23 protein-coding genes are annotated in these 25,420 nt (G+C 69.5%); 15 read left to right on the forward strand and 8 right to left on the reverse strand.

The window, feature by feature from the left end; all coding sequences use genetic code 11:
• Positions 1-11: 11 nt before the first annotated feature.
• Complete coding sequence (locus ACTHMF_RS12770; protein WP_440318055.1) at positions 12-1,361, reverse strand: glycosyltransferase family 2 protein; 1,350 nt, start codon at positions 1,359-1,361, stop codon at positions 12-14.
• Entirely contained in the window at positions 1,358-2,752 is a 1,395-nt protein-coding gene (locus ACTHMF_RS12775; protein ID WP_440318057.1) for a glycosyltransferase, read from the reverse strand. Before ACTHMF_RS12775 ends, ACTHMF_RS12770 begins: the two co-directional genes overlap by 4 nt.
• 86 nt (positions 2,753-2,838) lie before the next feature.
• Between ACTHMF_RS12775 and ACTHMF_RS12780 the strand changes: the two genes are divergently transcribed.
• Positions 2,839-3,660 carry an ABC transporter permease gene (locus ACTHMF_RS12780; RefSeq protein ID WP_440318059.1) on the forward strand — a complete coding sequence of 274 codons (822 nt, stop codon included), beginning with the start codon at positions 2,839-2,841 and terminating at the stop codon, positions 3,658-3,660.
• Positions 3,657-4,397 (forward strand): ABC transporter ATP-binding protein, encoded by a 741-nt coding sequence (locus tag ACTHMF_RS12785; protein ID WP_440318061.1) that lies wholly within the window; start codon positions 3,657-3,659, stop codon positions 4,395-4,397. The genes ACTHMF_RS12780 and ACTHMF_RS12785 overlap by 4 nt, the downstream gene beginning before the upstream one ends.
• Here the strand turns inward: ACTHMF_RS12785 and ACTHMF_RS12790 are convergent.
• Together ACTHMF_RS12790 and ACTHMF_RS12795 are read right to left on the reverse strand one after the other, a co-directional pair.
• Entirely contained in the window at positions 4,384-5,724 is a 1,341-nt protein-coding gene (locus tag ACTHMF_RS12790) for a rhamnosyltransferase WsaF family glycosyltransferase (RefSeq protein ID WP_440318063.1), read from the reverse strand. The two genes, ACTHMF_RS12785 and ACTHMF_RS12790, sit on opposite strands and share 14 nt — an antisense overlap.
• Positions 5,721-6,860, reverse strand: coding sequence for a glycosyltransferase family 4 protein (locus ACTHMF_RS12795; protein ID WP_440318065.1), 1,140 nt, complete (start codon positions 6,858-6,860; stop codon positions 5,721-5,723). Before ACTHMF_RS12795 ends, ACTHMF_RS12790 begins: the two co-directional genes overlap by 4 nt.
• 201 nt (positions 6,861-7,061) lie before the next feature.
• On the opposite strand from ACTHMF_RS12795, the gene ACTHMF_RS12800 reads away from it, so the two are divergent.
• The 4 genes from ACTHMF_RS12800 to ACTHMF_RS12815 all read left to right on the forward strand — a co-directional run bounded on the left by ACTHMF_RS12800 (position 7,062) and on the right by ACTHMF_RS12815 (position 13,792).
• The gene (locus ACTHMF_RS12800; RefSeq protein WP_440318067.1) at positions 7,062-8,117 is read left to right on the forward strand and encodes a Glu/Leu/Phe/Val dehydrogenase dimerization domain-containing protein; all 1,056 of its coding nucleotides are present in this window, start codon (positions 7,062-7,064) and stop codon (positions 8,115-8,117) included.
• A gap of 24 nt (positions 8,118-8,141) precedes the next feature.
• Positions 8,142-9,347 (forward strand): dimethylargininase, encoded by a 1,206-nt coding sequence (gene ddaH / locus ACTHMF_RS12805; protein WP_440318069.1) that lies wholly within the window; start codon positions 8,142-8,144, stop codon positions 9,345-9,347.
• Positions 9,348-10,136: 789 nt separating this feature from the next.
• Entirely contained in the window at positions 10,137-11,981 is a 1,845-nt protein-coding gene (locus ACTHMF_RS12810; protein WP_440318071.1) for an ABC transporter ATP-binding protein, read from the forward strand.
• A complete protein-coding gene (locus tag ACTHMF_RS12815) occupies positions 11,978-13,792 on the forward strand; it encodes an ABC transporter ATP-binding protein (protein ID WP_440318073.1) in 1,815 nt (604 codons plus the stop codon). Before ACTHMF_RS12810 ends, ACTHMF_RS12815 begins: the two co-directional genes overlap by 4 nt.
• An 85-nt stretch (positions 13,793-13,877) precedes the next feature.
• Here the strand turns inward: ACTHMF_RS12815 and ACTHMF_RS12820 are convergent, their stop codons facing one another.
• Entirely contained in the window at positions 13,878-14,951 is a 1,074-nt protein-coding gene (locus tag ACTHMF_RS12820) for a hypothetical protein (RefSeq protein WP_440318075.1), read from the reverse strand.
• Between the two features lie 136 nt (positions 14,952-15,087).
• Between ACTHMF_RS12820 and ACTHMF_RS12825 the strand changes: the two genes are divergently transcribed.
• The 8 genes from ACTHMF_RS12825 (at position 15,088) to ACTHMF_RS12860 (ending at position 23,094) form a co-directional block, all read left to right on the forward strand.
• Positions 15,088-15,435, forward strand: a complete 348-nt coding sequence (locus ACTHMF_RS12825) for a response regulator (protein WP_314148297.1) — start codon at positions 15,088-15,090, stop codon at positions 15,433-15,435.
• A gap of 4 nt (positions 15,436-15,439) precedes the next feature.
• Positions 15,440-16,129, forward strand: a complete 690-nt coding sequence (locus ACTHMF_RS12830; protein ID WP_440318077.1) for a response regulator transcription factor — start codon at positions 15,440-15,442, stop codon at positions 16,127-16,129.
• Positions 16,126-17,916 carry a sensor histidine kinase gene (locus ACTHMF_RS12835; RefSeq protein WP_440318079.1) on the forward strand — a complete coding sequence of 597 codons (1,791 nt, stop codon included), beginning with the start codon at positions 16,126-16,128 and terminating at the stop codon, positions 17,914-17,916. Before ACTHMF_RS12830 ends, ACTHMF_RS12835 begins: the two co-directional genes overlap by 4 nt.
• 325 nt (positions 17,917-18,241) lie before the next feature.
• Positions 18,242-19,027: an ABC transporter ATP-binding protein gene (locus ACTHMF_RS12840; protein ID WP_440318081.1), complete on the forward strand. Its 786-nt coding sequence runs from the start codon at positions 18,242-18,244 to the stop codon at positions 19,025-19,027.
• Positions 19,024-19,824, forward strand: a complete 801-nt coding sequence (locus ACTHMF_RS12845; protein WP_314148321.1) for an ABC transporter ATP-binding protein — start codon at positions 19,024-19,026, stop codon at positions 19,822-19,824. The genes ACTHMF_RS12840 and ACTHMF_RS12845 overlap by 4 nt, the downstream gene beginning before the upstream one ends.
• Complete coding sequence (locus ACTHMF_RS12850; RefSeq protein ID WP_314148302.1) at positions 19,821-20,705, forward strand: branched-chain amino acid ABC transporter permease; 885 nt, start codon at positions 19,821-19,823, stop codon at positions 20,703-20,705. Before ACTHMF_RS12845 ends, ACTHMF_RS12850 begins: the two co-directional genes overlap by 4 nt.
• A 46-nt stretch (positions 20,706-20,751) precedes the next feature.
• Positions 20,752-21,774 (forward strand): branched-chain amino acid ABC transporter permease, encoded by a 1,023-nt coding sequence (locus tag ACTHMF_RS12855; RefSeq protein WP_440318084.1) that lies wholly within the window; start codon positions 20,752-20,754, stop codon positions 21,772-21,774.
• Positions 21,775-21,846: 72 nt separating this feature from the next.
• Positions 21,847-23,094, forward strand: coding sequence for an ABC transporter substrate-binding protein (locus ACTHMF_RS12860; protein WP_440318085.1), 1,248 nt, complete (start codon positions 21,847-21,849; stop codon positions 23,092-23,094).
• A gap of 115 nt (positions 23,095-23,209) precedes the next feature.
• Here ACTHMF_RS12860 and ACTHMF_RS12865 read toward each other — a convergent pair whose 3' ends face one another.
• From ACTHMF_RS12865 to ACTHMF_RS12875, 3 genes are all read right to left on the reverse strand, one after another.
• Complete coding sequence (locus tag ACTHMF_RS12865) at positions 23,210-23,632, reverse strand: hypothetical protein (protein ID WP_314148305.1); 423 nt, start codon at positions 23,630-23,632, stop codon at positions 23,210-23,212.
• Positions 23,633-23,730: 98 nt separating this feature from the next.
• Positions 23,731-24,072, reverse strand: a complete 342-nt coding sequence (locus tag ACTHMF_RS12870; RefSeq protein WP_440318086.1) for an MGMT family protein — start codon at positions 24,070-24,072, stop codon at positions 23,731-23,733.
• Positions 24,056-24,508 (reverse strand): GNAT family N-acetyltransferase, encoded by a 453-nt coding sequence (locus ACTHMF_RS12875; protein ID WP_314148307.1) that lies wholly within the window; start codon positions 24,506-24,508, stop codon positions 24,056-24,058. Before ACTHMF_RS12875 ends, ACTHMF_RS12870 begins: the two co-directional genes overlap by 17 nt.
• Before the next feature lie 147 nt (positions 24,509-24,655).
• On the opposite strand from ACTHMF_RS12875, the gene ACTHMF_RS12880 reads away from it, so the two are divergent.
• On the forward strand, positions 24,656-25,420 hold a 765-nt coding region (locus ACTHMF_RS12880; protein ID WP_440318088.1), incomplete at its 3' end, for an NADP-dependent isocitrate dehydrogenase.

Raw genomic sequence — 25,420 nt, forward strand, 5'->3', positions numbered from 1 at the left:
CGTCCCGTCGCTCAGGAGGAGGGGCGGCGCAGCACACGTCGGGCGAGCGACTTCGCGCGCCCGACGGCCCGCGGGGCGGTCCGCTCCGCCGACCGGAGCACCCGGCGATGGAGGGGCTCGGTCGGTGCGCCGGCGTCCTCCAGGTAGCCGGGGCGCGATGTCTCCGCGCTCCAACGTTCGCGGAGGGCCGGGATGTCGACCGGAGCCGTGCGTAAGCGAACGATGTCGAGCGTCGAGACGTCATCGACCTCGGCGATGCGCAGGCACGTGCGGTTGAGCCGTCCGCGGACGGTCGCGTCGCCGATGGGGCCCGCGTGCAGCCCGAGGTCCCAGACTCCCGATAGATGCTCGGCGCGACGCCGGGCGAGCTGGGGATGCGTGCGCGCGACGGTGCGGAGGGCGCTGGCCGGTCCGGCGACCGTCACCCCGGCGCCCTGCCAGGTGACCGCGGCGTCGAGCAGCGCGCGCTCGCTCTCCCCGACGCCCCCGTGGCGACGGCCGAGGTGAACCAGCACCCGAGCCGGTCCGTCTGCAGGAACCAGACAGTCCGCGAACACGTCCACCGGGTCGCGGTCGACGTAGAGGTAGCGCGTGACCGCATCGGTGTAGTCCGGGTAGCGGGAGACCAGCAGCTTCTCGTGCGCCGAGCGGAGGGCCTCGCGCCGCCCCCCGACGAACGATCGACCGCCCACGTGGTAGACGACCGCCCGGTGCACGATGAGCGATCGGTAGCCCTCGCGTCCGATGCGCAGGCAGAAGTCGTTCTCCTCACCGTAGCCGGGGGCGAACGCCTCGTCGAACAGGCCGAACCGTCGGATGAGTTCACGCCGGATCAGGATGCAGAACCCCATCGCGACCGGTGACACGCTGAACAGGGGGAGTGCGCTCGCGAGCGCCGCGTGCACCTGCCGGGTCCGTTCCACCGATCGGACGGCAGCGGGATCACGCAATGCGAAAGGGAGGCTCGCAACGGTTGCGTTGTTGCTGCGCGGGCAGACCGCGCCGGTGTTCTCCGACTCGTGCAACGCCGCCGACAGCGTCTCGATGAAGCCGGGCGTCGTGATGGTGTCGCTGTTGAGCAACAGGATGTCGTTGTCCGTGTCGTCGAGCTCGAGCACGGCGCGGTTGCAGTTGCCGACGAATCCGAGGTTGCTCGGATTGCGCTCATATCGGAACCCGGGCTGGCCATCGATCTGCGCGAGCAGGGCCGCCTCGATCGCATCGGCCTCCGGCCCGCTGTCGTTCGCGAGCAGCACACGGTGCAGGCTCTGGTCGACGTTGTCGATGAGAGAGGCGACGCACGCCTGCAGCGTCTCCAGGTCGCCGTACACCGGGACGACGACGGTGACAGGACGGGTCACACTCTCCTCCTTCTTCGCAGTGCCGCCAATGGCCGCCCGGCCAGACGCTTGATGCGGCCGGGAAGGCGCGTAGCGATGAACGCGAGTGTGATCCGCGGCCGGCCGCCTCCCGAGGCGAAATAGGTCACGGGAAGCTGGAACCAGTAGCGGGCGACGTTGGGGAGCCGGTACGGCTCCGCCTCGGCGGTCTCCTCGAGGCGCGCGATCGCGTTCTCATTGCTGAACTCATGCGTCGTCAGGTCGACCGCGCGCTCTCGGGCCGCCGCCCCGTGCGCCGCCGCGAGCGTCGGGTCCGACGCGTAGCGAGCAAGACGGTCCGCCAGCTGATCCAGGTCATCCGGCTCGAACAGGAATCCGGTCACGCCGTCCTCGACGAGCTCGGCGCTCCCACCGCCGGCGGAGGCGATGACGGCGCGACCCGCCGCCATGTACTCGAGCGTCGTGCGACCGAAGGCCTCGATGCCGGAGGGAGTGACGCAGACAGCCGCCGCGGCGATGAAGGGGAACGGGTTCGCCTGCTCGCCCGCGATGACGACGCGGTCCGCGACGCCGGCCGCCCGAGCTCGATCCATCAACCGCTTGTCGTAGTCGACCTGTTCCTGTCCGCCCACCAGGCAGACGCTCGCCGTGATCCCGCGCGCCTGGAGTCTGCCCACCGCCTCGATGACCCGCCACTGCCCCTTCGTCTCGGAGAGCCGACCGACGACCGTGATCGCGAGCCCGGCATCCGGGCCGAAAGGGCGGACGGCCGGCAGCTCCGCCGCCTTCGCAGCCACCTCGTCCACCTCGACCCTGGGGTACACGACGTCGATACGGGCACCGCGGAGGTACTGGCCGACATGGTCGCGCAACGCGAGCGAGTTCGTGAAGACGGCCTGCGACATCAACCCGATGTCCTGGAACGTCTCAGCGCGGCCGTTCTGGAACGTGAGCCCGTGGTCGAGGTCTCCGTACTCCCGAACGAACCAGGCGTGCGGGATGCCGAGCACCGCCGCCGCGAACGCCCCCCACGGGGCGACGACCGTGTTGGTGACGACGAGGTCCGGCCGGCGACGTTCCATCATCGCGATGATTGCGAGCGTCGAGCGGTAGTCGTCGTTGGCGAAGTACATGACCTCGCTCGCCGGCGGGTTGGGTGCTGGGATCGTCCAGCCGCGGTACGGGAAGGACTCGTACGCCCAGCCGCGCTCCTCGATCGCGGCGACGAACTTCCCGTGCGGAGCCTTGGTGATGAAGACGGGCTCGAACTCGGGGTCGCGCCGCTGCCAGTCCTCCACGAGCGCGATCATCGATCGCTCCGCTCCGCCGAGATTGATCGGCGCCGTGGAATGATTGACGAAGTAGACCAGCACGGTGTCCGATCCTATCGGGGCTTCGTCTGCCGCCTTCATGGATCGGATTGACAGCTAGAGACCCGCTAGACTCCTAGGGTTTGCCGTTAGGACTGTCTGTGTATCGTGAACGTAAACCCTCTCTCGTGAGCTCGCTCGCAGAGTTGTGGGCTTCGCGTGAGCTTCTCGCGAACCTTGTCCTGCGCGATGTGCGATCGAAGTACCGGCGGACCGTTCTCGGCCAACTCTGGTCGCTGGTCAACCCGCTCGCGTCGATGCTCGTCTACACCCTCGTCTACGCGGTGATCCTGCGTGCACGGCCCGAGGTCGGCGACCCGAGCGGGCTGGACATCTACCCGCTGTGGCTGATGTGCGGTCTGCTGCCGTGGACGTTCTTTTCGCGCGTGGTCAATCACGGCCTCGCCTCGATCACCTCCAACGCGCAACTGATCAAGAAGGTCTACTTCCCCCGGATGAATCTCCCGTTCGCCGTCACGGGCTCGACCGGATTCACGTGGCTCAACGAGATGGGCCTGCTGGTGGTCTTCCTCATCATCTTCGGCGGCGGAGGAATCCTGCCCTGGCTCCCGCTGGTGGTCGGCCAGATGCTCCTGCTCGCCCTGTTCGCCACGGGCGTGTCGATGACGCTGGCTATCGTCACAGTGCACTTCCGCGACATCCAGCACTTCACTACCATCGCGCTGCAGCTGTGGCTCTACCTCACGCCGATCATCTACCCGCTGAGCCTGGTCGAGCGCGCCGCCGCCAGCCACGGCGAGTGGCTGCTGACGCTCTACCGGCTGAACCCGATGGAGCGGTTCGTGAGCGTCTTCCGTGACTTGATGTACGACAACCGCTGGCCCGCCCTGGACGACACGCTGTGGTCGTTCGGCTGGGCGGTCGGCATGTTTCTGGTCGGCTTCCTGGTTTTCTCGCGCAACGAGAAGAGATTGGCGGTTCTGCTGTGAGTTACGACGTCGCGCTGTCCGTCGAGAACCTCTCGCTCAAGTACCGGCTGTACCGCGAACGCAACAACTCCATCAAGACGGCTCTCATGCGTGGCCGCAAGGCCGTCTACGAGGACTTCTGGGCGCTTCGCAACGTATCGTTCGACGTCCCGCGCGGTACCACGTTCGGCCTGATCGGACAGAATGGCTCCGGCAAGTCGACCCTGCTCAAGTGCCTGTCGCGCATCCTGTACCCGGACGAGGGCGGCTTCACGGCGCACGGGCGAATCGCCTCCCTCCTCGAGCTCGGCTCCGGCTTCCATCCTGAGCTTTCCGGCCGCGAGAACGTCTTCCTCAACGGCTCGATCCTCGGGATGAGCCGGAAGGACATCACGCGGAAGTTCGATGAGATCGTCGAGTTCTCCGGCATCGAGAAGTTCATCGACCAGCCCGTCAAGAACTATTCCAGCGGGATGTACGTGCGCCTCGGCTTCTCGGTGGCGATAAACGTCGACCCCGACATCCTCATCGTGGACGAGGTGCTCGCCGTCGGGGACGCGGCGTTCCGGGAGAAGTGCGCCCAGAAGTTCCGGGAGCTCAAGGAGCGTGGCCGCACCGTGGTCCTGGTGACCCACTCGATGGCGATGCTGCGAGAGATGTGCGACGCTGCGGCGTGGCTCGACAACGGGGTGCTGAAGACGGCCGGGGATGCGGAGCCGGTTATCGCGGCCTACGAAGAGGCGATCAAGCAGCGCTGAGCCGGCCCGCGAGCCGTTCGACCACGACCGAGACCACCTGGTCGAGGCCTCCGCCGAGCGATCCCGCGGCGACGGGACGGAATTCGCCTGGCTCGGCGTCCCAGGAGGACTGGATCGCGGTGATCAGCGCCGCCGCGAGGCTCGCGGTGTCGGCAGGTGCCGCCGTGATCCGCGGGTGCAGTTCCCCGCGCGTCCCCGCGAAGTCGTTCGTGACGGCGAGGCCGCCGGAGATCGCGGCGTCGAACGGCGGGTGGCTGGGATGCGGGCTCTGCTGCAGCGAGAGCGCGACGTCCACCGTCGGCAGGAAGGCGAAGTACCCCTCCCAGGCGAGACGGCCCCTGCTGGTCAGCATGGCGCCCCCTGGTAATGGGATGTCGTCGTGCGGCTCCCCGAGGGAGACGAACTCGGTTCTGCGGACATCGTCGCCGAGCTCGAGAGCCGCCGCCTTGATCGCCGAGACGCCGAGCTCGAAGAGATTGCGGTGCTTGCTACGACGACCGTAGAAGAGCACTCGAGCGGTCGGTGTCCTCCGCCGAGCGGCCGCTGCCTCACGGAGCCGCTCCTCCTCGAACGCCGGAGCGAAGACGAGGTCGCGCGGGATGTCGAGGCCGGCCTCACCCGTGAGGTACTCCCAGAGCGGCATGGAGTTCACGACAGGGAGGAAGCCCGCCCGGTAGGTGGCCTCCGCGAGCACGGACTCCGTCGACCAGGCGACGAACCCGGGCTCGTAGTCCTGGATCAGATAGACGACGCGCTCGCTGGAGATGGCGCCGACCTCGCACGCCACCTGCACGGCGTGCGCCGTCTTGTAATGCGTCGCGACCCAGACGTCGTCCGTGCCGTACTCCGCCGCGCGGATGCCCTCCCGCGGGACGATGTCGAGCCGGAGGTCGTCCCCGACGATGCGGCGCGCTGCCGCCGTCGCACCTGCCCGCGAGTTGTCGGTCGACGTCGGGTCGAGCATGACGATGCGCAGTCCGGCGCCGAGAGCCGTGGCCAGGCGTGCCGACAGAGTGACCGCGGTGTGCACGCCCGCGAAGATTCCGGAGCTGCGCACTTCGCCGATCACCAGGTTGACCGTGCGGTCGCGCGTGGGCTTCGTCCGGATGCCCGCGAGCGTGAGGCTCGTCTCGGCCAGCCGCGCGTACGGAACGGCCGCCGCCGGTGCGGCGCGCTCGTCCTCGCGGATGAGGGCGTCCCGTCGTCGGTCGAAGCCGTCCACTTTCACGGCCTCGCGCAGGTGAGACCGCCGCGCACCGCTGGTGAGGAAGGCGCGGTTGACCTGGAGGAGGTCACCGGCGAGCGAGGAGATGCGCCGCAGGTTCATGCTGCGGTGATGACGCGCTGGATCGGCTCGCCTCCGACGTAGGCCGCGAGGTGCGCAGCCGCGGTCGCCGCCCAGTCGAAGGTCGCTGCTCGTGCGATGGCCCGGGCCGACAGATCGGCCCTGGTGAGCTCCGCCGCGAGGACCTCCGTCATGGTCTTCCGGAGCGATGCGACGTCGGGATCGCTGTACACGACAGCGTCGCCGCCGACCTCCGGGATGGCGAGCGTCGGTGTGGTGATGACGGTGGCTCCTGACGACATCGCCTCGACGACCGGGAGACCGAAGCCCTCGGCGTGGCTCGGATACACCACGGCGACGGCGCCGCCGAGCAGGGCCGCCAGGTGTTCGAGCGGGACATACCCCAAGACCTTCACGCCCGAGTCGCCGGTGAGCGCATCCAGCCGCGCAAGCGTCTTCACGTCCCATCCGCGGGCACCGGCGATGAGCAGGCGCGGCGCAGCCGGGCCGAGCTCAGCCCGGAGGCCGAGGTAGGCGTCGAGCAGCGAGCCGACATTCTTGCGGGGTTCGATCGTCCCGAGGAAGGCGAACCACTGCTCGTTCGGCTCGAGGTCGTTGTCCCGGCGGAACGCGCTCAGCTCCTCCGGCGTCGGCGGGTGGAAGCGCGAGGTATCGACCCCGAGGCGGGCGACGTGGACCCCATCCGGGCGCGGGCCGAGAATGCGCGCCAGCTCGTCGGCCGTGGCCTGGCTCGGCGTGATGACGGCGTCTGCCCGACGCCACGACACGCGGCTCCAGGTTCGGAAGAACGTGCGTTTCACCCGATTGTGCATCTCGGGGTGGGTGAAGAACGTCCCGTCGTGCACGGTGACGACGCGCCGGACGTTCCCGACGAGCGGGAAGCTGTAGTGCGGCGAGTGCAGGACGTCGGGACGGACCTCGCGGAGCATGCGAGGGAGGGCTATCTGCTCCCACAGCATCCGCATCGGGCGGGCGCGGAGGATGGGCGACGTCGTCCGGACGGTGGCCCACGGCACGATCGCAGCCAGCGTCTCCGCACTGTCAGACTGGCATACGACGATGAGCTCGACCGAGTCGGCTGCGAACCCCTGGAGCATCCCGTAGATATAGCGTGCGACGCCTCCGTGACTCGCCGGGATGCTCGTAGCGTCGACCATGACGCGGAGCTTGCGGTCGGGTAGCACGGGTGGGTCCTCCGGAGGCTGTCTGAATTTTCACACATTATCAGGTTGCTATCGGTCAACCGACACCCGCGGGCCGACCTCCGCCCGATTGCGGGTTCGCCCGGCTCGCGGGAGAATGGACGGCGGTCCACAAGACCGTCACCCTTTTCACCGCGATCCCACGAGGAGACACCGATGTCCGTCCTGCCCACCGACCTGCCGCACGAAACACTGCACGTGGTGAAGGGGAGGCGGAGCGGCCTCACCATCAGCATCGCGGTGCACTCCACGGTCCTCGGTCCCGCTCTCGGCGGCTGCCGGGTGTGGACGTACGACTCCTGGCAGGAGGCGGTCGGCGACTCGCTGCGCCTGGCCGAGGGCATGACCATGAAGAACGCGGCGGCGGGCCTGAACCGCGGCGGCGGCAAGGCGGTCGTCTACGTCCCGCGCGGCCGTGAACTGACGCCGACGGACAAGTACGAGGTCATGCTCGACCTCGGAGACGCCGTCGAGAGTCTCGGCGGCAGCTACATGACGGCCGAGGATGTCGGGACGAGCGCGGAGGACATGTCCGTCGTCGCCTCCCGCACCGCGCACGTGTGCGGCCTGCCGCCCGCGGAGGGCGGCGTCGGCGAGCCGAGCGACGCCACCGCTGCCGGGGTCTACGCCGGCCTGCTCGCGACCCTCGAGCGCGCGTTCGGCACGCGCTCCGTCGACGGCCGCCGCGTCACCGTGCTCGGGCTCGGCCACGTCGGGTCGCTGATCGCAATGCGGCTCGCGAGCGAGGGCGCCCGGCTGACGGTCACCGACGTGAACCCGGCCAAGCGCGCGCTCGCCGACGCGCTCGGCGCCACCTGGGTGGAGCCGGCCGAGGCGCACCGGGTCGAAGGCGACCTGTTCGTCCCTGCCGGTGTCGGCGGTGTGCTCACCGACGCCGTGATCGACGAGCTGCGCGTGCGCGCCGTCGTCGGACCGGCGAACAACCAGCTCGCCGAGCGCTCCGGCGCCGCGCGGCTCGCGGCCCGAGGCATCCTGTGGGCGCCCGACTTCGTCGTCAACGCCGGCGGCGTCATCTTCCTCTCGATGATGAACGAGGAGGAGCCGTCGGCCGCCGCAACGCAGGAGCGCGTCGAGCGGATCGGCGAGACCGTCGCCCGCATCTTCGAGGCCGCGGACGAGCGCGGCATCACGACCCTCGAGGCGGCCGAGGAGCTGGCCGTCGCGCGCCTGCGCGAGCCAGCGAACGCATAGCAAGCGTCCGCTAGGTTGGAGTCCATGACTTCTTCGTGGGCCCGCCGGCTCGTCGCATCCATCGTGTCCGCCGTCGCGGTCGCCGCCATCGGTCTGGTGGCGGCGACCGTGGTGCTGCTCGTCGCCAACAGCCTGAACATCAACGCGCTGGGCACGATCATGCAGTACGTGGTCTGGAACACGCTGGTCGCGCTGGTGCTCGCGTTCGCCGGTGCGCTGCTCGGCGGGATGGAACGGCGCTGGATCGCGGTCGTCACCGGCATCGTCGTCGCCCTGGTCAGCACCTTCCTCGGCACGATCGTCCTGTTCACGTCGCTCAACGTGACCCTGTCCGGCAGCGCCTGGCAGCAGATCTTCCAGTGGTTCCTGACCCTGAACATGCCGTTCTGGCTCGCGATCGCGATCGCGTTCCCCACCGCCGGCGACGCGATCTACCGCGTCCTCACCGTCCCGGGTCCCGGCGAGACCGGCCGCCGGATCGCACTGGTGCGCATCCCCGCGGCGAACCTCGCCGAGGGACTCGTGACGCACATCGAGCGCGAGAGCATCGACACCGAGCTCGCCGACAAGCAGTGGGACGGCTACGTCGCCGCCCTCTCCGAGGCGGGCTGGCAGACCGTGGAGGTCGCCAGCGCCGACCGCCTCGCCGACTCCGTGTTCGTGGAGGACACGGCCGTCGTCTTCGGCGACACCGCCGTCATCACGCGTCCCGGCGCCGACTCGCGCCGGCCGGAGACCGCGGGCACCGAGGCCGCGCTGCGCGCGCAGGGCCTGCGCCTGGAGCGCATCGAGGAGCCGGGAACGCTGGAGGGCGGCGACGTCCTCAAGGTCGGCGACACCGTGTACGTCGGCCGGGGCGGTCGCACCAACGCGGAGGGCATCCGCCAGCTGCGCGCGCTCGTCGCCCCGCTCGGCTACACCGTGGTCGCGGTGCCGGTCACGAAGGCCCTGCACCTGAAGACCGCGGTCACCGCGCTTCCCGACGGCACGGTCATCGGCTACGAGCCGATCGTGGACGAGCCGCGCGTCTTCGAGCGCTTCCTGCCCGTCCCCGAGGCGCACGGCACGGCCGTCGTCGTCCTGGACGACGAGACCGTCCTGATGTCGTCGTCGGCTCCGCAGTCGATCGCGCTGGTCGAGGACCTCGGCTACACCGTCATCCCGGTGGAGATCAGCGAGTTCGAGAAGCTCGAGGGCTGCGTCACCTGCCTCTCCATCCGCATCCGCTGAGGGCGACCGCGCTCCTCGCGCCTCCCGATTCGTCACGAACGGCCCGCATTCGTCACAAACGGTCCGCGTTCGTCACGAACGGGATCGCCCTCTTCGCACCTCCCGGTTCGTCACTAGCGGTCCGCGTTCGTCACGAACGGTCCGCATTCGTCACGAACGGTCCGCGTTCGTCACGAACGGCCCGCGTTCGTCACGAGCGGTCCGCGTTCGTCACGAACGGCCCGCGTTCGTCACGAACGGGATCGCCCTCTCCGCACCTCCCCCTTCGTCACGAGCGGTCCGCGTTCGTCACGAACGGTCCGCGTTCGTCACGAACGGTCCGCGTTCGTCACGAACGGCCCGCCTTCTCGGCGAATCGGAGCGGACCGGGCGGTCCGTGGGCGGGGACGACTGCTGGGCGAGCAGCCGACCGATCTGACCGCCGCTCTTGCTTTGCATGCATTCCTGGCAATAAGCTGTAGGGCTGCCTTGTTGCGGCATTCGGAAGAAGAGCATCGGGCTACGGGAGGACGCCATGACAACGACAGAGAACACACGAACCGTGACCGTGTTCGGGCTCGTCGCTGCTGCGTACGCGTCCCCGGAGCAAGCCCCCGCCTGGTAGGTCCCAGGACGGATCGCGCTTCCGGCTGACGTCGCCGGCACACCGCCCGGGCATCCGTGGGCCCGGATCTTCACACGAGGACCGCCTTTCGCGGCTCACAGCGGCACTTTCGCGACCTCTCAGCACGCTCAGCGGGTCGGAGTCGACCCATCGAAGAAAACGCATTCACAGAGAAAACGGAACTCATGTCTATCGCTGAAACGCATCAGCACCCGCCACAAAGAGAAGAGAAGAAGCGGACCGGCACGGTCCGCACCCTGCTGCGCATCCTGCCGTTCGCGAAGTCGGCCGCCCCGCGCATCGTGCTCGGGATGGTCGCCGCGCTGCTGGCCAGCCTCGTCGTGCTCAGCATCCCGCAGGTGCTGCGCTGGCTCGTCGACGGTCCGCTGTCGACGGGCGACCCGACAGCGGTGTGGCCCGCCGCGCTGCTCGTGGTCGGACTGGGCGCCGCCGAAGCGGTGTTCATCTCGCTGCGCCGCTGGTTCGTGCTCACGCCGGGCACGCACGTCGAGGCGCGGATGCGCAACGCCCTCTACGAGAAGCTGCAGGACCTGCCCGTCGCGTTCCACGACCGCTGGCCGAGCGGCCAGCTGCTCTCGCGCGCCGTCAGCGACCTGAGCCTGATCCGCCGCTGGCTGTCCTTCGGCATCGTCCTGCTCGTGGTCAACGTCGTCACCATCATCGTCGGCTTCGCCATCCTGATCGGCTGGAACTGGCTGCTCGGCCTGATCTTCCTGGTGCTCTCGGTGCCGCTGTGGATCTACGGGTTCGTGTTCGAGAAGAAGTACTCGATCGTCGCCCGCCGCAGCCAGGACCAGGCCGGGGACCTCGCGACCGCCGTCGAGGAGTCGGTGCATGGCATCCGCGTGCTCAAGGCGTTCGGCCGCGGCAAGCACGCCCTCAAGAAGTTCGAGTCGCAGGCCGAGGAGCTGCGCGGCACGGAGATCGAGAAGGCGAAGGCCATCGCCGGCATCTGGCTGTGGCTGCTGCTGGTGCCGGACGTCGCCTTCGGCATCTGCCTGGTCGTCGGCGTCTGGCTGGCGTCGCAGGACGCGCTGTCGGTCGGCGAGCTGGTGGCGTTCTTCGCCACCGCGACCGTGCTGCGATTCCCGATCGAGTCGATCGGCTTCCTGCTCTCGATGACGTTCGACACGCGCACAGCGGCCGACCGGTTCTTCGAGGTGATGGACGAGACCAACGCCATCACCGACCCGGCGGAGCCGAAGACGATCACCGACCCGAAGGGCGAGCTCGTCTTCGACGACGTGCACTTCCGGTACCAGGACTCGCCCGCGCGCTTCCCCGACCTGCTCGACGGCATCCAGCTGCGCGTCGAACCGGGGGAGACGATGGCGCTGGTCGGCCTCACCGGAAGCGGCAAGTCGACGCTGACCGCGCTCACCACGCGGCTGTACGACGTCACCGGCGGCTCGGTGCGGGTGGACGGCGTCGACGTGCGCGACCTCACCCGCTACGACCTGCGCAAGGCGATCGCGATGGCGTTCGAGGACGCGACGCTGTTCTCGGCGTCCGTGCGCGACAACGTGCTGCTCGGCCGCGACGGCCTCGACCCGGCCTCCCCGGAGGCGGAGAAGGTGCTGACCGAGGCGCTCGAGATCGCGCAGGCCGGCTTCGTGTACGACCTGCCGGAGGGTGTGGAGACGAAGGTCGGCGAGGAGGGGCTCAGCCTCTCCGGCGGCCAGCGCCAGCGGCTCGCGCTCGCGCGTGCGGTCGCGGCGGCGCCCAGCATCCTGGTGCTCGACGATCCGCTGTCCGCACTGGACGTGGACACCGAGGCGCTCGTCGAGGCCGCCCTGCGGCGCGTGCTCGCCTCCACGACGGCCCTGGTCGTCGCGCACCGTCCGTCGACGGTCATGCTCGCCGACCGGGTGGCGCTGCTGGAGGACGGCAGGATCACCGCCGTCGGCACGCACCACGAGCTGCTCGCGACCAGCGAGCACTACCGTTTCGTCCTCTCCAGTCTCGAGGACGATCAGAACGAGGAGATCCTTCAGGAGGTGAACCTGTGAGCACCGCGACCGTCCTGGGCGTCGAAGGCGAAGAGCGCAACGACCTCAGCAAGGAGGAGAGCCGGCAGATCCGGCGGCGTTCGCTGCGCCTGCTCGGCTCGTTGCTGCACCCGCTGCGGCTCCGGCTGGTGCTGACCGCGATCGTCGTCGTGATCAGTACGGCCGGCCAGGTCGCCGGCCCCGCGATCATCGCGTTCGGCATCGACAACGGCATCAGCGCACTGAAGTCGCAGAACTGGCTCCCGGTGGCCGCCGCCGGCGTCGCGTACCTGGTCACCGGCGTCATCGGCGCCGTCCTGATCGCCTGGTACACGGTGCTGAGCGCGCGGATCAGCCAGGCCATCCTGATCGACCTGCGCAAGCGGGTCTTCCTGCACACCCAGAAGCTGTCGCTCGAGTTCCACGAGTCGTACACGTCCGGCCGCATCATCTCGCGGCAGACGAGCGACCTCGACTCGATCCGCGAGCTGCTGGACTCCGGCATCAACCAGCTGGTGCAGGGCTTCCTGTACATGCTGTTCATCGCGATCGCCCTGTTCGCGCTGGACTGGGTGAGCGGCGTCGTGCTGGTCTGCTCGCTGGTGCCGCTGTACCTGCTGACCCGCTGGTTCCAGAAGCGCTCGCAGGTGCTGTTCCGCATCTCGCGGGTGGCGTCGGCGAAGCTGATCGTGCACTTCGTGGAGACCATGACCGGCATCCGCGCGGTCAAGGCGTTCCGCAAGGAGAAGCGCAACGAGAAGGAGTTCGGCGGTCTGGTCGAGGACTACCGCGACGTGAACGCGCGCGTCATCCAGCTGTTCGGGATCTTCGACCCCGGACTGGTGATGATCGGCAACGTCACGGTCGGTGTCGTGCTGCTCGTCGGCGGCTTCCGGGTCGCGGACGGCTCGCTCGCCATCGGCGTCCTGCTCGCCGCGCTGCTCTACACGCGCCGGTTCTTCGACCCGATGGAGGAGATGGCGATGTTCTACAACTCCTACCAGTCGGCCGCGGCCGCGCTCGAGAAGATCTCGGGCGTGCTGGAGGAGGAGCCGAGCGTCCCTGACCCGGTCAAGCCGACCGACCTCTGGACCGCGGAGGGCCACGTGCGCTTCGACGACGTGACCTTCGCCTACAAGAAGGACCGCGTCATCCTGCCGGAGTTCAGCCTGGACATCCCGGCGGGGCAGACCATCGCGCTCGTCGGGTCCACCGGAGCGGGCAAGTCGACGCTGGCGAAGCTCATCTCACGGTTCTACGACCCGAGCGAGGGCGCCGTCACGCTGGACGGAGTGGACCTGAGGGACATGCACCCGAAGGACCTGCGCCGCGCGATCGTCATGGTCACTCAGGAGGCGTACCTGTTCAGCGGGTCGGTGGCCGACAACATCGCGCTCGGCAAGCCGGACGCGACCAGGGAGGAGATCGTGGAGGCGGCGACCGCCGTCGGCGCGCACGAGTTCATCCAGGGTCTTCCGAACGGCTACGACACCGATGTGAACAAGCGCGGCGGCCGGGTCTCCGCGGGTCAGCGCCAGCTGATCTCGTTCGCCAGGGCGTTCCTGGCGAACCCGGCGGTGCTCATTCTGGACGAGGCGACCAGCTCGCTCGACATCCCGAGCGAGCGCCTGGTGCAGGAGGCGCTGCAGACGCTGCTCGCCGACCGCACCGCGGTGATCATCGCGCACCGGCTGTCGACGGTCGCGATCGCCGACCGGGTGCTCGTGATGGAACACGGCAAGGTGGTCGAGGACGGCACGCCGGACGAGCTCATCTCGGGCACCGGCCGGTTCGCGCAGCTGCACGCGGCCTGGCGCGACTCGCTCGTGTAGCGGAGCAGGGTGGTGCCGGCGGGCCCGCGGGAGGAAGCCATTCTCCCGCGGGCCCGCCGCCGTGGTGGGCGGGCGGGGGTCGAGTTCAGCCAGCCGACCAGGTCAGGGAGCCGCGCGGGCGGAGGACGCGATGCGCGCCGCCGTCCCTGCCGCGGAAGAACGGGAGGCCGGGGAAGCGCCGCGGCTGCTCGCGCAGCACGACCACCTCCGCTCCGGCGTCGATGCAGGCGCTCGCGACAGCGGGGTCGACGTCGCGCTCGACGGTGCCGCCGAGGACGAGCAGGCAGCCGGCCGTGACCGCCCGGCCCGCGGACGCCGTGATCGCGATGCCGGAGGTCGCCGGCGCGACGATCCCGCGGATCGCGCGCGCCAGCTCGTCGCGCTCGGCGGGACGGGTGGCCGCGCGGCCGGGGAAGCCCTCGCCGAGGTCGAGCATCGGCAGCCTGCGTCCGGTGGTGTCCTCGATGTCGGCGGCGACGCCCATCGCGTGCACGATCTCCCGCACGTAGTCCGCCGGCGTCGCCGCGGGCGGCACCGTGAGCGACAGCCCGGCGATCGGGAGTCCGGCGCGCATGGCGTCGCGAGCGATGCGGACCGCCTCACCGGGACGGACGCCGCGCGCCGCGGCCCGCGCGCCGCGGTCGGCATTCCCCGGCTGCAACCGGAGGAGCGGCCGCGGGCGGCCGTCGGCCGCCTGCAGGGGAGCGAGCGCCGCGAGGTCGCGCATCCCGTCGACCAGGTAGCGCCGGACGCCGAGGTCGAAGCCGGCGCGCGCGGCGTCCGCGTGCTCGGCCGGCGATGCGAGCAGGAGCCGGCGCGGGTCTGCGCCGGTGCGCAGGAGCGCGGCGAGAGCCTGTTCGTGGGTGACCTCGAAGCCGCCGTCACCGTCCGCGACGGCCGCGATCAGTGCGGGGTGCGCCAGCGCGCTGACGTCGTAGTGGATGTCCACCCAGCCGAACGCATCGCGGAGTGCACGGTACTGCCTGCGCGCCCGTTCCAGGTCGATCACGACGAGGGGGAGCTCCCGCCCGGCGGCGATCGCGGCGATGGACGCGATGGCGCGCTCGCGGTCCCCCCGGGGTTCCGAGCCCACCGCGACCGCCCCGGCGTCCGTGCGGACGGCGCCGGTCGGGCCGGCGGTTCGGGTGGCAGTGGGCATCGGCTCTCCTCGGGTATCTGAGCTTGTCTCATATGGTCCCGGTGCGCGGTGCTGGCCCGCATCCGGGGGGTCACCCGTTCTGGGTGCGTGTCAGCACGGATGCGGTGCCCGTCGGACGGAGGCGATGATGGTCAGCATGTGCCTCCGCGTTGTGATCGTCGACGACCACGCTCGCTTCCGAGCGCAGGCCGCCGAGCTGCTCGCGCTGGAGCGCTTCACCGTCGTCGGGGACGCCGAGACCGGCGCAGGCGGGATCGAGCTGAGCCGCAGGCTGACGCCGGATGTGGTGCTCCTGGACATCGGGCTCCCCGACGGGAACGGCTTCGACCTGGTCGGCGCGATGCACGAGACGGGAGCGGCCGTCGTGCTCACCTCCAGCCGGTCGGTGCGCGACTACGGGACGCGGGTCTCCGACAGCGGCGCGGAAGGCTTCATCAGCAAGGCGGAACTCAGCGGTGAGGCGATTCGCAGCCTGCTAAGGTAAGCGCGTGGTCGCGGGGCAGAGCTCTCAGTCCCGCCCGCTCCGGGTCGCGGTGGCGGACGACGCCGTCCTGCTCCGCGAAGGCATCGGCCAGATCCTGCGTGCGGGCGGCGTCGAGGTGGTGGCGTCGGTCGACACGGCCGAGCAGCTGCTCGACGTCGTCGGAGCCGACGATGCGATCGACGCCGTCGTGCTGGACATCCGGATGCCGCCGACGCACACCGACGAGGGACTCGTCGCCCTGGAACGGCTGCGCGCGTCCGGCTCGCGGGTCGGCGTCCTGCTGCTCTCGATGTACACCAACGCCGCGTACGCCATCCGCGCGATGACAGCGGGCAGCGGCACCGGCTATCTCCTGAAGGACCGCGTCGCCGACGCGGACACCCTGGTCAACGCCGTGCGCAGCGTCGCCGCCGGCGGCTCCGTCGTCGACCCGGAGGTCGTCGGACTGCTGGTGACCGCGCGCTCCACCGAGGCGACCGTCGAGTCGCTCTCCAGCCGGGAGCGCGACGTGCTGCGGCTGATGGCGGAGGGCCGCTCCAACGTCGGGATCGCGGGGGAGCTGCACGTGAGCCTGCGCACCGTCGAATCCCATATCGGGCACATCATGGCGAAACTCGGTGTCGAGGACTCCGCCGAGGGGCACCGGCGGGTGCTCGCCGTGCTCCGCTTCCTCGGTCGGGACAACGGAGCGTGAACGCCGCGCGGCTGTGGCTCCGCGCGCTCGCCGTGGCCGTCACGGTCGCGGCCAATGTGCTCCCGCAGGTGCTCAGCGCCATCGCCGACGACTACGGCCCGCGGCCGGCGGGGATCGGCTGGGCGCTGGTGTTCGTCGGCGTCGCCCTCGTCTATGTGATCTGCGCGGTGATCGCCTGGCGCGTTGTGCGCAGCCCGGTGCCCGGCTGGGTGATGATCGGCGCCGCGCTGTTCTGGTCGGCGGGGGCCTGGTATCCGCTGGCGCGCGAGGTCGGCTGGGCCTGGCCGCTGCTCGCCGGCGTGACCGACCTGTGGGCCGTGTTCGTCGGCTTCCTCGTGCTCTGCTACCCGAGCGGGCGGATCGAGTCGCGCTTCGACCGGTGGATGATCGGGGCGGTGGCGGCGGCCTTCCTCGTGCGCTTCGTCGGCATCCTGCTGTTCTCGATGCCGACGCGCAGCGACTGCGGCTGCGTGACGAATGCGTTCGCAGTGTTCCCGAGCGTCGACGCGGACTTCGCGCTCGGCCTCGGCTGGCGGCTCGTCGGCCTCGCGCTCATGCTGACGGTGGCGGTGCGGCTGACGGTGCGCTGGTTCACCAGCTCCCTGCCCGCGCGGCGGGTGTCGTTCGTGATGCCGCTGGCCCTGCTGCTCTGGGTGTACGGGACGCTGCAGGACTCCCTGCAGTTCGCGTTCGACCTGGGCTGGGCCGGCAGCGTGATCGAGTTCATCCCGCCGGTCGCCATCGCGCTCATCCCGCCCGCGTTCGTCGCCGGGGTGCTCTACGCGCGGGGCCTGCGCTCGCGGGTGGCCGACCTCGTGATCGTCGCGCGCGACAAGGTGGACCGCGGCCTGTGGGAGTCGAGCCTCGCCAGGACGCTGCACGACAGCTCGCTGCGGGTGTTCTGGTGGGACGAGACCCGGCATGGCTACGTGACGAGCGACGGTGAGCCGGCGCACGACCCCGCGGAGCACGATCGGCCCGGTCGGTCGACGCGCGCGATCGACTCGGATCAGGGCCCGATCGCGCTGATCGAGCACGATGTCGCGCTCAGCCAGGACGACCGGCTGCTCGACGCGGTCTCGTCCGCCCTCCTGCTCTCGGTCGACAACGACCGCCTGCGCGCCCGGCTGGAGCAGACCATCCAGGAGCTGAGGGAGTCGCGCCTGCGGATCGTGGAGGAGGGGTACCACGCCCGGCGCAGGCTGGAGCGCGACCTGCACGACGGCTCCCAGCAGCAGCTGGTCTCGCTCGCCATCAGCCTGCGCATCGCCACGGCGAAGGCGGAGGCGGCGGGCAACCGGGAGCTCGCCGGCGACCTCGAGAACGCGTCGGCGCAGCTGGCCGACGCGCTCCGCGAGCTGCGCGAGCTGGCCCGCGGCATCCACCCGACGGTGCTGACGGACGGCGACCTGCGCTCGGCGATCCAGGAGCTCGCGCAGCGCAGCCACCTCCCGGTCGAGGTGCGCGTGGAGACGACAGAGCCGCTGCCGAACGTGATCGCCGAGACGATCTACTACTGCGTCTCCGAGTGCCTCGCGAACGCGGCCAAGCACGCGCAGGCGCGGAACGTGGCCGTGCTGGTGACCCGCGAGGACGACGTGGTCACGGTCGTGGTCAAGGACGACGGCCGCGGCGGCGCCACGATCGAGCAGGGCGGAGGACTCGAGGGCCTGCGGGACAGGGTGGACGCGGTCGACGGGCACGTGGACGTGCGCTCGGTCGTTGGGCTCGGGACGATCGTCGAGCTGACCATCCCGGCGCGAGCGGTGCAGGGGGCGGAGGGGTAGGCGCGGGTCGCGCATGGGGCGTCGTAGTGGCCATGCCGGCCGAGATCCGAACCGCGCTCGGGACCTCTCCCGCGCATCCCGCGACCACCGGTCTGGTGCGCTCCTCATCGCCTGGGTCGTCATCCAGACAGGGAGTGGTCCTGCCACGACGATCGGTTCGGGCAGAGTTCGGCGCCGCGCTGGGCGTGTTTCGTCAGACGGAACGGGGGATTGAGGGGCAACTCCGTTCCGCGGGACATTCGGTTCGTGAGAACGGCGGAGCCCGCCGACCGCGTGGCGGTCACGGGCGCCGCCGTCGGCCCACGAGCTCGATGAGGAGAGCCGCTTGCTGGCATTCGACAACGTTTCCGTGCGCTACGGCGCCGGCGTCCAAGCCGTCGAAGAGGCCCGATTCGAGGTGCCGGAAGGGATCATCTGCGCCCTGATCGGCGGCAACGGTGCCGGCAAGACGACGCTCATGCGCGCTGCGTCCGGGACGCTGGCATTCCACGGCGGCCGACTGGTGTCCGGTGAGATCCGGTTGGGCGGGAAGCGCATCGACCGGACGCATCCGCACCGGATCGTCCAGCAGGGGCTTGCACTCGTGCCGGAAGGGCGTCATGTCTTCTCCGACCTGACTGTCGAGGACAATCTTCTCGCCGGTGCGGCGTCGGTGCGCGGCGCTGCCCTGCGCCGGCGGCGGATCGACCTCGCCTACGCGATGTTCGAGGTGCTCGGCCGCAGGCGCCGCCAGTCGGCGTCGCTACTTTCGGGCGGCGAGCAGCAGATGCTGGCGATCGCGAGAGGGCTGATGAGCGGGCCCCGGATGCTGCTCCTCGATGAGCCCTCCCTCGGGATCGCCCCCAAGGTGGTCCAGCAGATCGGCCGCACCCTCACCGACATCAACCGGGCGGGGATCACGGTACTGCTCGTGGAACAGAACGCCGCGATGGCGCTCTCCATCGCAGACCGCGGGATCGTCCTGGAGCGGGGGCGTGTGTCGCTGGAGGCCTCGGCGTCGCAATTGCGCGCGTCCGCGGAGATACGGCGCATGTACCTGGGCGGGACGGCCGAGGAGGAGAGCGCGCCCCGTGGGACGCGGAGCGCGACGCTCGGCCGGTGGGCGTCATGAGCGTCGGGATCGAGGTCGACGGCGTCTCACTGCGCTTCGGCGGCGTCCAGGTGCTCGCCGGCGTGGGGTTCTCGGTCGCCCCCGGCACGATCCACGCCGTGATCGGACCCAACGGCGCCGGCAAGTCCTCCACCTTCAACGTGATCTCCGGCCTCTACCGGCCCGAGACGGGAACGGTCCGCGTGGACGGTCACGACGTGACGGGGCTCCGTCCGCACCGGATCGCCGAGCTGGGGCTGGGCCGTGCCTTCCAGAACATCGCCCTCGTTCCCCACGCTCCCGTGATCGACAACATCATGGTGGGCCGGCACCGGCTGATGAAGACCGGAATCATCGGCGCCGCCATCGGGCTGCCTCGAGTGCGGCGCGAGGAGGCGTTGCACCGGGAGCGGGTCCGCGAGATCGCTGAGTTCGTCGGGCTCGGCGACGCCCTGGACGCTCCGGCCGGAGTCTTGTCGTACGGGGGCCGGAAGAAGGTCGAGCTGGCGAGGGCGCTGGCCTCAGAGCCCAGAGTCCTGATGCTCGACGAGCCGGTCGCGGGGATGCCAGATGGCGAGAAGCGCGAGATCGCCGGAATCGTGCGCGCCATCCGGGATTCCCTGGGAACGACGGTGCTCATCGTCGAGCACGACATGCCGCTGATCATGGCGCTGGCCGATCGTGTGACCGTGCTCGACTTCGGCCGGGTGATCGCGGACGGCCGTCCGGACGCCGTTCGACAGGATTCCGCCGTGATCGCCGCCTACCTCGGCCAGCCGGAATCCACCACGGCCGATGAAAGGATCGCGCTTCCATGAAACTCGTCCAGGTGCTCGTTCTCGGCCTCTCGCTCGGAGCGATCTACGGCCTGATCGCGCTCGGCTTCGTCACCATCTTCAAGGGCACCCGCGTGTTCAATCTCGCCCAGGGGTCGGTCATGGTCGTCGGAGTCTATGTGACGGCTCTGCTCACCGAACGGTTCGGCTTCGCTGCGGCCGCAGCGCTGGGCATCGCCGCTGCCGCTCTGCTGGGGGCGCTCCTCGACCGCGTCATCGCACTCGCCCGCCGCGCCGACCATCTGGTTCTCAGCATCCTCACCGTCGGTCTCGACGTCATCCTGGTCGCGGAGACCTCCCGGCTGATCGGGACGACATTCGCGACCGTCGACGACCCGTGGGGATCGACCACCATCTCCGTCATCGGCGCGACGGTCCCGCTCACCAGGGTCATCGCCCTGGTCGCCGGCGTCGCGCTGATCGTCGTCTTCTTCGTGGTTTTCCGTACGACCCGGTTCGGGATCAGGATGCGGGCGTCCGCCGCGGACTCGGAGACGGCGGCCCTGATGGGGATCAGCCAGCGGAACATCTCACTCAGCGCGTGGGCCATCGGCGGCGCGCTCGCCGCGACGGCCGGCATCTTCCTCGCCATGTTCCCGAGTCCGGGGCTCGACGCGAACAGCCACCTCCTGGCCTTCCACGCGATCCCGGCCGTCATCATCGGCGGCTTGGACTCCAGCGTCGGGGCGATCGTCGGCGGGCTGATCGTCGGCGTCGCGCAGACAGCCGCGACCAGTTACGAGGCGTCCCTCGGCTTCCTCGGAAGCGGAATCGGGGACGTCACGCCATACATCCTGATGATCCTCTTCCTGCTCGCACGCCCCACAGGCATCTTCGGAACGAAGGAGCTCATCCGTGTCTGACGCCCGCTCGATCTCGCGACGGAACGGCGGGTGGCTGCGCCGCGCCGTGCTCGCCGCTCTGCTTCTGGTCCTCGCGGCCCTGCCGTTCTACGTGGACGCGCAGGTGCTCAAGATCGGCTCCTGGTCGATGGCCGCCGCCGTCGTGGCGATCGGTCTGACCCTTCTCGTCGGCACGGCAGGCCAGCTCTCGCTGGCGCACGCCTTCTTCGCCGCGGTGGGAGCGTATGGCTATGCGGCACTCGCGGATCCGGAGGGGCCGGGATGGCCGTCCGTGGCGGCCGCCATCGGCGGTGTCGCGCTCGCCGCCGTCGCCGGGTTGCTGTTCAGTCCTGTCGCCGCTCGCCTGCGCGGACTCTACCTCGGCGTCGCCTCACTGGGACTCGTCTTCATCCGGCAGCATCTTCTCAAGAACCTGTCGGTCGTGACGGGCGGAGTCAACGGGCGCGGAATCGTCCCCTTCGAGATCTTCGGTTTCCAGCTCAGCGGCGCGTCCCCGCCGTTCGACATCGTCGGCGTTCCCTTCGGGGCACAGGAACGCCTCTGGTATCTCGCTCTGTTCTCGGTGATCGTCGCCGCGGTCCTGGCCAGGGGAATCATGGTCCGCCGCCCTGGGCGAGCGTTCGCGATGGTGAGGGACAACCAGGCTGCTGCGGCAGCCCTCGGAATCGATGTGCAGCACCACAAGGCTGCCGCCTTCGTCGTCTCTTCGGCCTTCGCGGGCGGCGCCGGCATCCTCAGCGGTCTGGCCTATGCCTACCTGACACCGCAGAACTTCGGACTGCCGCTGTCGATCAGCTTTCTTCTGATGGCGATGATCGGGGGTCTCGGGTCGGTGGCGGGGGCGGTGATCGGGGCCGTGATCGTCACGGCGACACCACTGCTCCTGGAGAGCTACGCGTCTCGAGCCGGGTTGCTGGCGGCCGGAGGTTCCGGAGGCTACGACGCCGCGACGGTGTCCTCGATTCTCTTCGGGGTACTCGTGGTCGTCCTGATCGTCGTCGAGCCGGCGGGCATCGCCAGGCTGGGCGCGCGGGCCTGGGCACGTGTCATTCGGCCCCGTGCGTTCTGAGCGCCACCGCTGCTCGGGCTCTGCCGTCGATTCCTGCACCGCAACAGCATCACTAAAGAAGGGAAAACTGCGATGACAACCACGAGGACGGTTCTGGCGGGTATCGCCATCGTCTCCACGGCCGCGCTGGTGTCCGGATGTTCCGCGAAAGGTTCTTCGTCGGCGTCCGGCGGCGATGGGGTGAAGACGGACTTCGGGGTCAGCGGCACCACCTTGACGGTCGCGGCCCTCACCGACCAGACCGGGCCGTACGCGGCTCTCGGCACCACGCTTGCCCAGGGCAATCAGCTCTACTTCGATCAGCGGAACGCCGATGGCGGAATCTGCGGATACACCGTGAAGGTCGAGGTGCGCGATCACGGCAACGATGTCCAGAAGGCGGTCTCCCAGTTCGCCGAGCTCGAGCCGGACATCCTCGGCTTCACCCAGCTGCTCGGCTCTCCCCAGGTGAACGCGCTGAAGCAGGACATCGACGGCAAGGCCATTCCGACCTTCGTCGCGTCGTGGTCGAGCGACTTCCTCGGCGACGACGCGATCCCGATCACGGGCACGATCTATCCCTACGACATCATCAACGGACTGAGCGCGCTGGCCGAAGAAGGCACCATCTCCACGGGCAGCGCGATCGGTCACGTGCACCTCCCTGGTGACTACGGGGAGAATGCGCTGAAGGGCTCGGTGTTCTATGCGGAGAAGAAGGGCATGGAGATCGTCGACATCGCGGTGGAGCCGACGGCGACGGATTACAGTGCGCAGGTCCAGCAATTGGTCGACGCGAAGGTCGACGCCATCGTCGTTTCGGGGACGCCCCCGCAGCTCGCGGGCATCGTCAGCGGTACCGCGGCCCTCGGGCTGAAGGTGCCGGTGCTCACCCAGGGACCGGCCTTCGGTCCGGCGTTGCTCGACACCGCAGCAGGCGGAGAGATCGCCGACCGGGTGCGGGTCGTTCTCTCCTACCTCCCGTTCGGTGCCGAGGGCTCCGAGGAGGCCGCTACTGTCGCTGATGCCTACACGGCCGCGTTCCCGGACGGCCTGCCGACGATCTTCGTCAACTACGGCTACGCGACAGCCAGCGTGTTCGGTCAGGCGCTCGACGCGGCGTGCGACACAGGAGATCTGACCAGGAAAGGCGTGGTCGATGCCCTCCGCGGTCTCTCCGATGTGAGCACGGGGATCTTCGCCCCCCAGAGTTTCCGGGATCCCTCGGCGTCTGCATCCTCGCAGAGCGTCCTCCTGACGATCGACAAAGCCGTCGCCGGAGCGCTCGTGATCGAACGGGACTTCTTCCAGGATGATCTCGTGAAGGAGTACGCGGAGTAGGTGCGGCGTGATCGACGTCTGCTACGCGTGAGTGTCCCCGTTCGGTGCGTGTTGGCCCGTTCGAGCACTGGGCAATCGTTCCGAACGGGGACCGTCGGCGCCGCGTCCGCCGCCGTTACTTCGCGGCCGTGCGGGCCGCGTAGACCTGGGAGCCGATGGCGAAGGCGCTCCAGCCGTCCGGGCACTTGGAGGCGGTCGACGGGATGCCGCTGACCGGCCACCAGCTGTCGTCGATGGTCGGCTTGGGGGCGGTGGTCTGGCTCTTGCAGACGCCGTCGACCAGCAGCTTCTTGGAGGTGTAGGTCATGATCGCGGCGCCGGTCTGGGTGTCGTAGTCGACACGGATGACGGTGGCGTCGTCCGGGATGAAGGTCGGCGAGCCGATGGGGGAGGTGTCCGCGGCTTTGAACTCCTTGGCCGAGTCGTAGATGGCCGGCTCGACGTGAGGGGTGAACGCGCCGACGACCGAGCACCCGGACAGGGCGAGCGCGAAGGGGACGACGGTCAGCGCGAGGCCGGCGCGGCGGAAACGGGGCACGGAAGCTCCTGTGAGGACGGTGGACGATCTCTGCCAGTCAACACCATGAACCTGGGACCCGCATCGGTCTGAGGGATGACCCCGCCGCGTGGGTCCTGTCAAGGCGTGTGCCGCGCCGCGCGCAGGTCGACGCGGTAGGCCGTGGTCCCGCCGCCGAGCAGGGGAGTGCCCTCCGCGCGGTAGTACTGCAGCGCGATGTGCTCGTGATCGGCGGGCGGGTGCCCGCTCGCGCGGACCACGCGCCACCACGGCACCTCGCCGCCGTAGTACGCCATCACCTGGCCGACCATGCGGGCGGCGCGCGAGCCGATGGCCGCCGCGACGTCGCCGTACGTCATCACGCGCCCGGGCGGGATGGAGTCCACGACCGCGAGCACGCGCGAGGCGAAGTCCGTGCCGTCGCCGGGGGCCGGCTCCTGCGCGTCAGAGGTCGAGGGCACCGATCGTCTCGCCGTACTGGGTCTCGCCGATCGGCTGGAAGCCGCTGCGCAGGAAGAACTGTTCGGGGCCGAGCTCGCCGGACTCCCAGATCACGTGCAGGCGGTCGTGGCCGCGCCTGCGCGCCTCGTCCGCCAGCGCGCGCACCGCGAACGTTCCGATGCCGCGGCCCTGGTCGTCCGCGTCCACGTTGATGCGCCAGAGGATGGCGCGGAACTCCTCGTGCTGGGCGTGCGGATCGAAGTCGCCCATGATGAAGCCGACGACGTCGTCGCCGTCGAGGACGACGCGCTGCCAGGAGGTGGTGGGGTCGGCGACGGCTGCCGCGGCCGAGTAGGACACCGGAGCGATGAACTGCTCCTGCCCCGGCTTCAACGTGAGCGCGTTCGCTGCGACGACGTTCTTCGCGCTCAACTCTTCCAGTCTCAACTCAGCCATATCGAAAGGGTAACGTGCGGCGGCGACCCCGGCATAGTCGCGGCGATTCTGACCGTCACCTGGACGAAATTGTCTCGATGTCAAGATAGTTGCCGCGCTCCGGTAAGCTGTCGTCGGCTGAAACACGGCAGAGACCCAGGAGAACCAGTGGACAAGATCAAGGTTGAAGGAACGGTCGTCGAGCTCGACGGCGACGAGATGACGCGCATCATCTGGCAGGCGATCAAGGACTCCCTCATCCACCCGTACCTCGACGTGAACCTCGAGTACTACGACCTCGGCATCCAGAAGCGCGACGAGACCGACGACCAGATCACGATCGACGCGGCCCACGCCATCCAGAAGCACGGCGTCGGCGTCAAGTGCGCCACGATCACCCCCGACGAGGCCCGCGTGGAGGAGTTCGGCCTCAAGAAGATGTGGAAGAGCCCGAACGGCACCATCCGCAACATCCTGGGCGGCGTCGTCTTCCGCGAGCCGATCATCATCTCCAACATCCCCCGCCTGGTCCCCGGCTGGAACAAGCCGATCGTCATCGGCCGTCACGCCTTCGGCGACCAGTACCGCGCCACCGACTTCACCTTCGACGGCCCCGGCACCCTCACCATGAGCTTCCAGCCGGCCGACGGCGGCGAGGCGCAGAGCTTCGAGATCTACCAGGCGCCCGGCGCCGGCGTCGCGATGGGCATGTACAACCAGGACGAGTCCATCCGCGACTTCGCGCGCGCCTCGTTCAACTACGGCCTCGACCGCCAGTACCCGGTCTACCTGTCCACCAAGAACACGATCCTGAAGGCCTACGACGGCCGCTTCAAGGACCTGTTCCAGGAGGTCTTCGACACCGAGTACAAGGAGAAGTTCGACGCGGCCGGCCTCACCTACGAGCACCGCCTGATCGACGACATGGTCGCC

The sequence above is a fragment of the Leifsonia sp. genome, assembly GCF_051955155.1.
GTDB lineage: Bacteria > Actinomycetota > Actinomycetes > Actinomycetales > Microbacteriaceae > Leifsonia.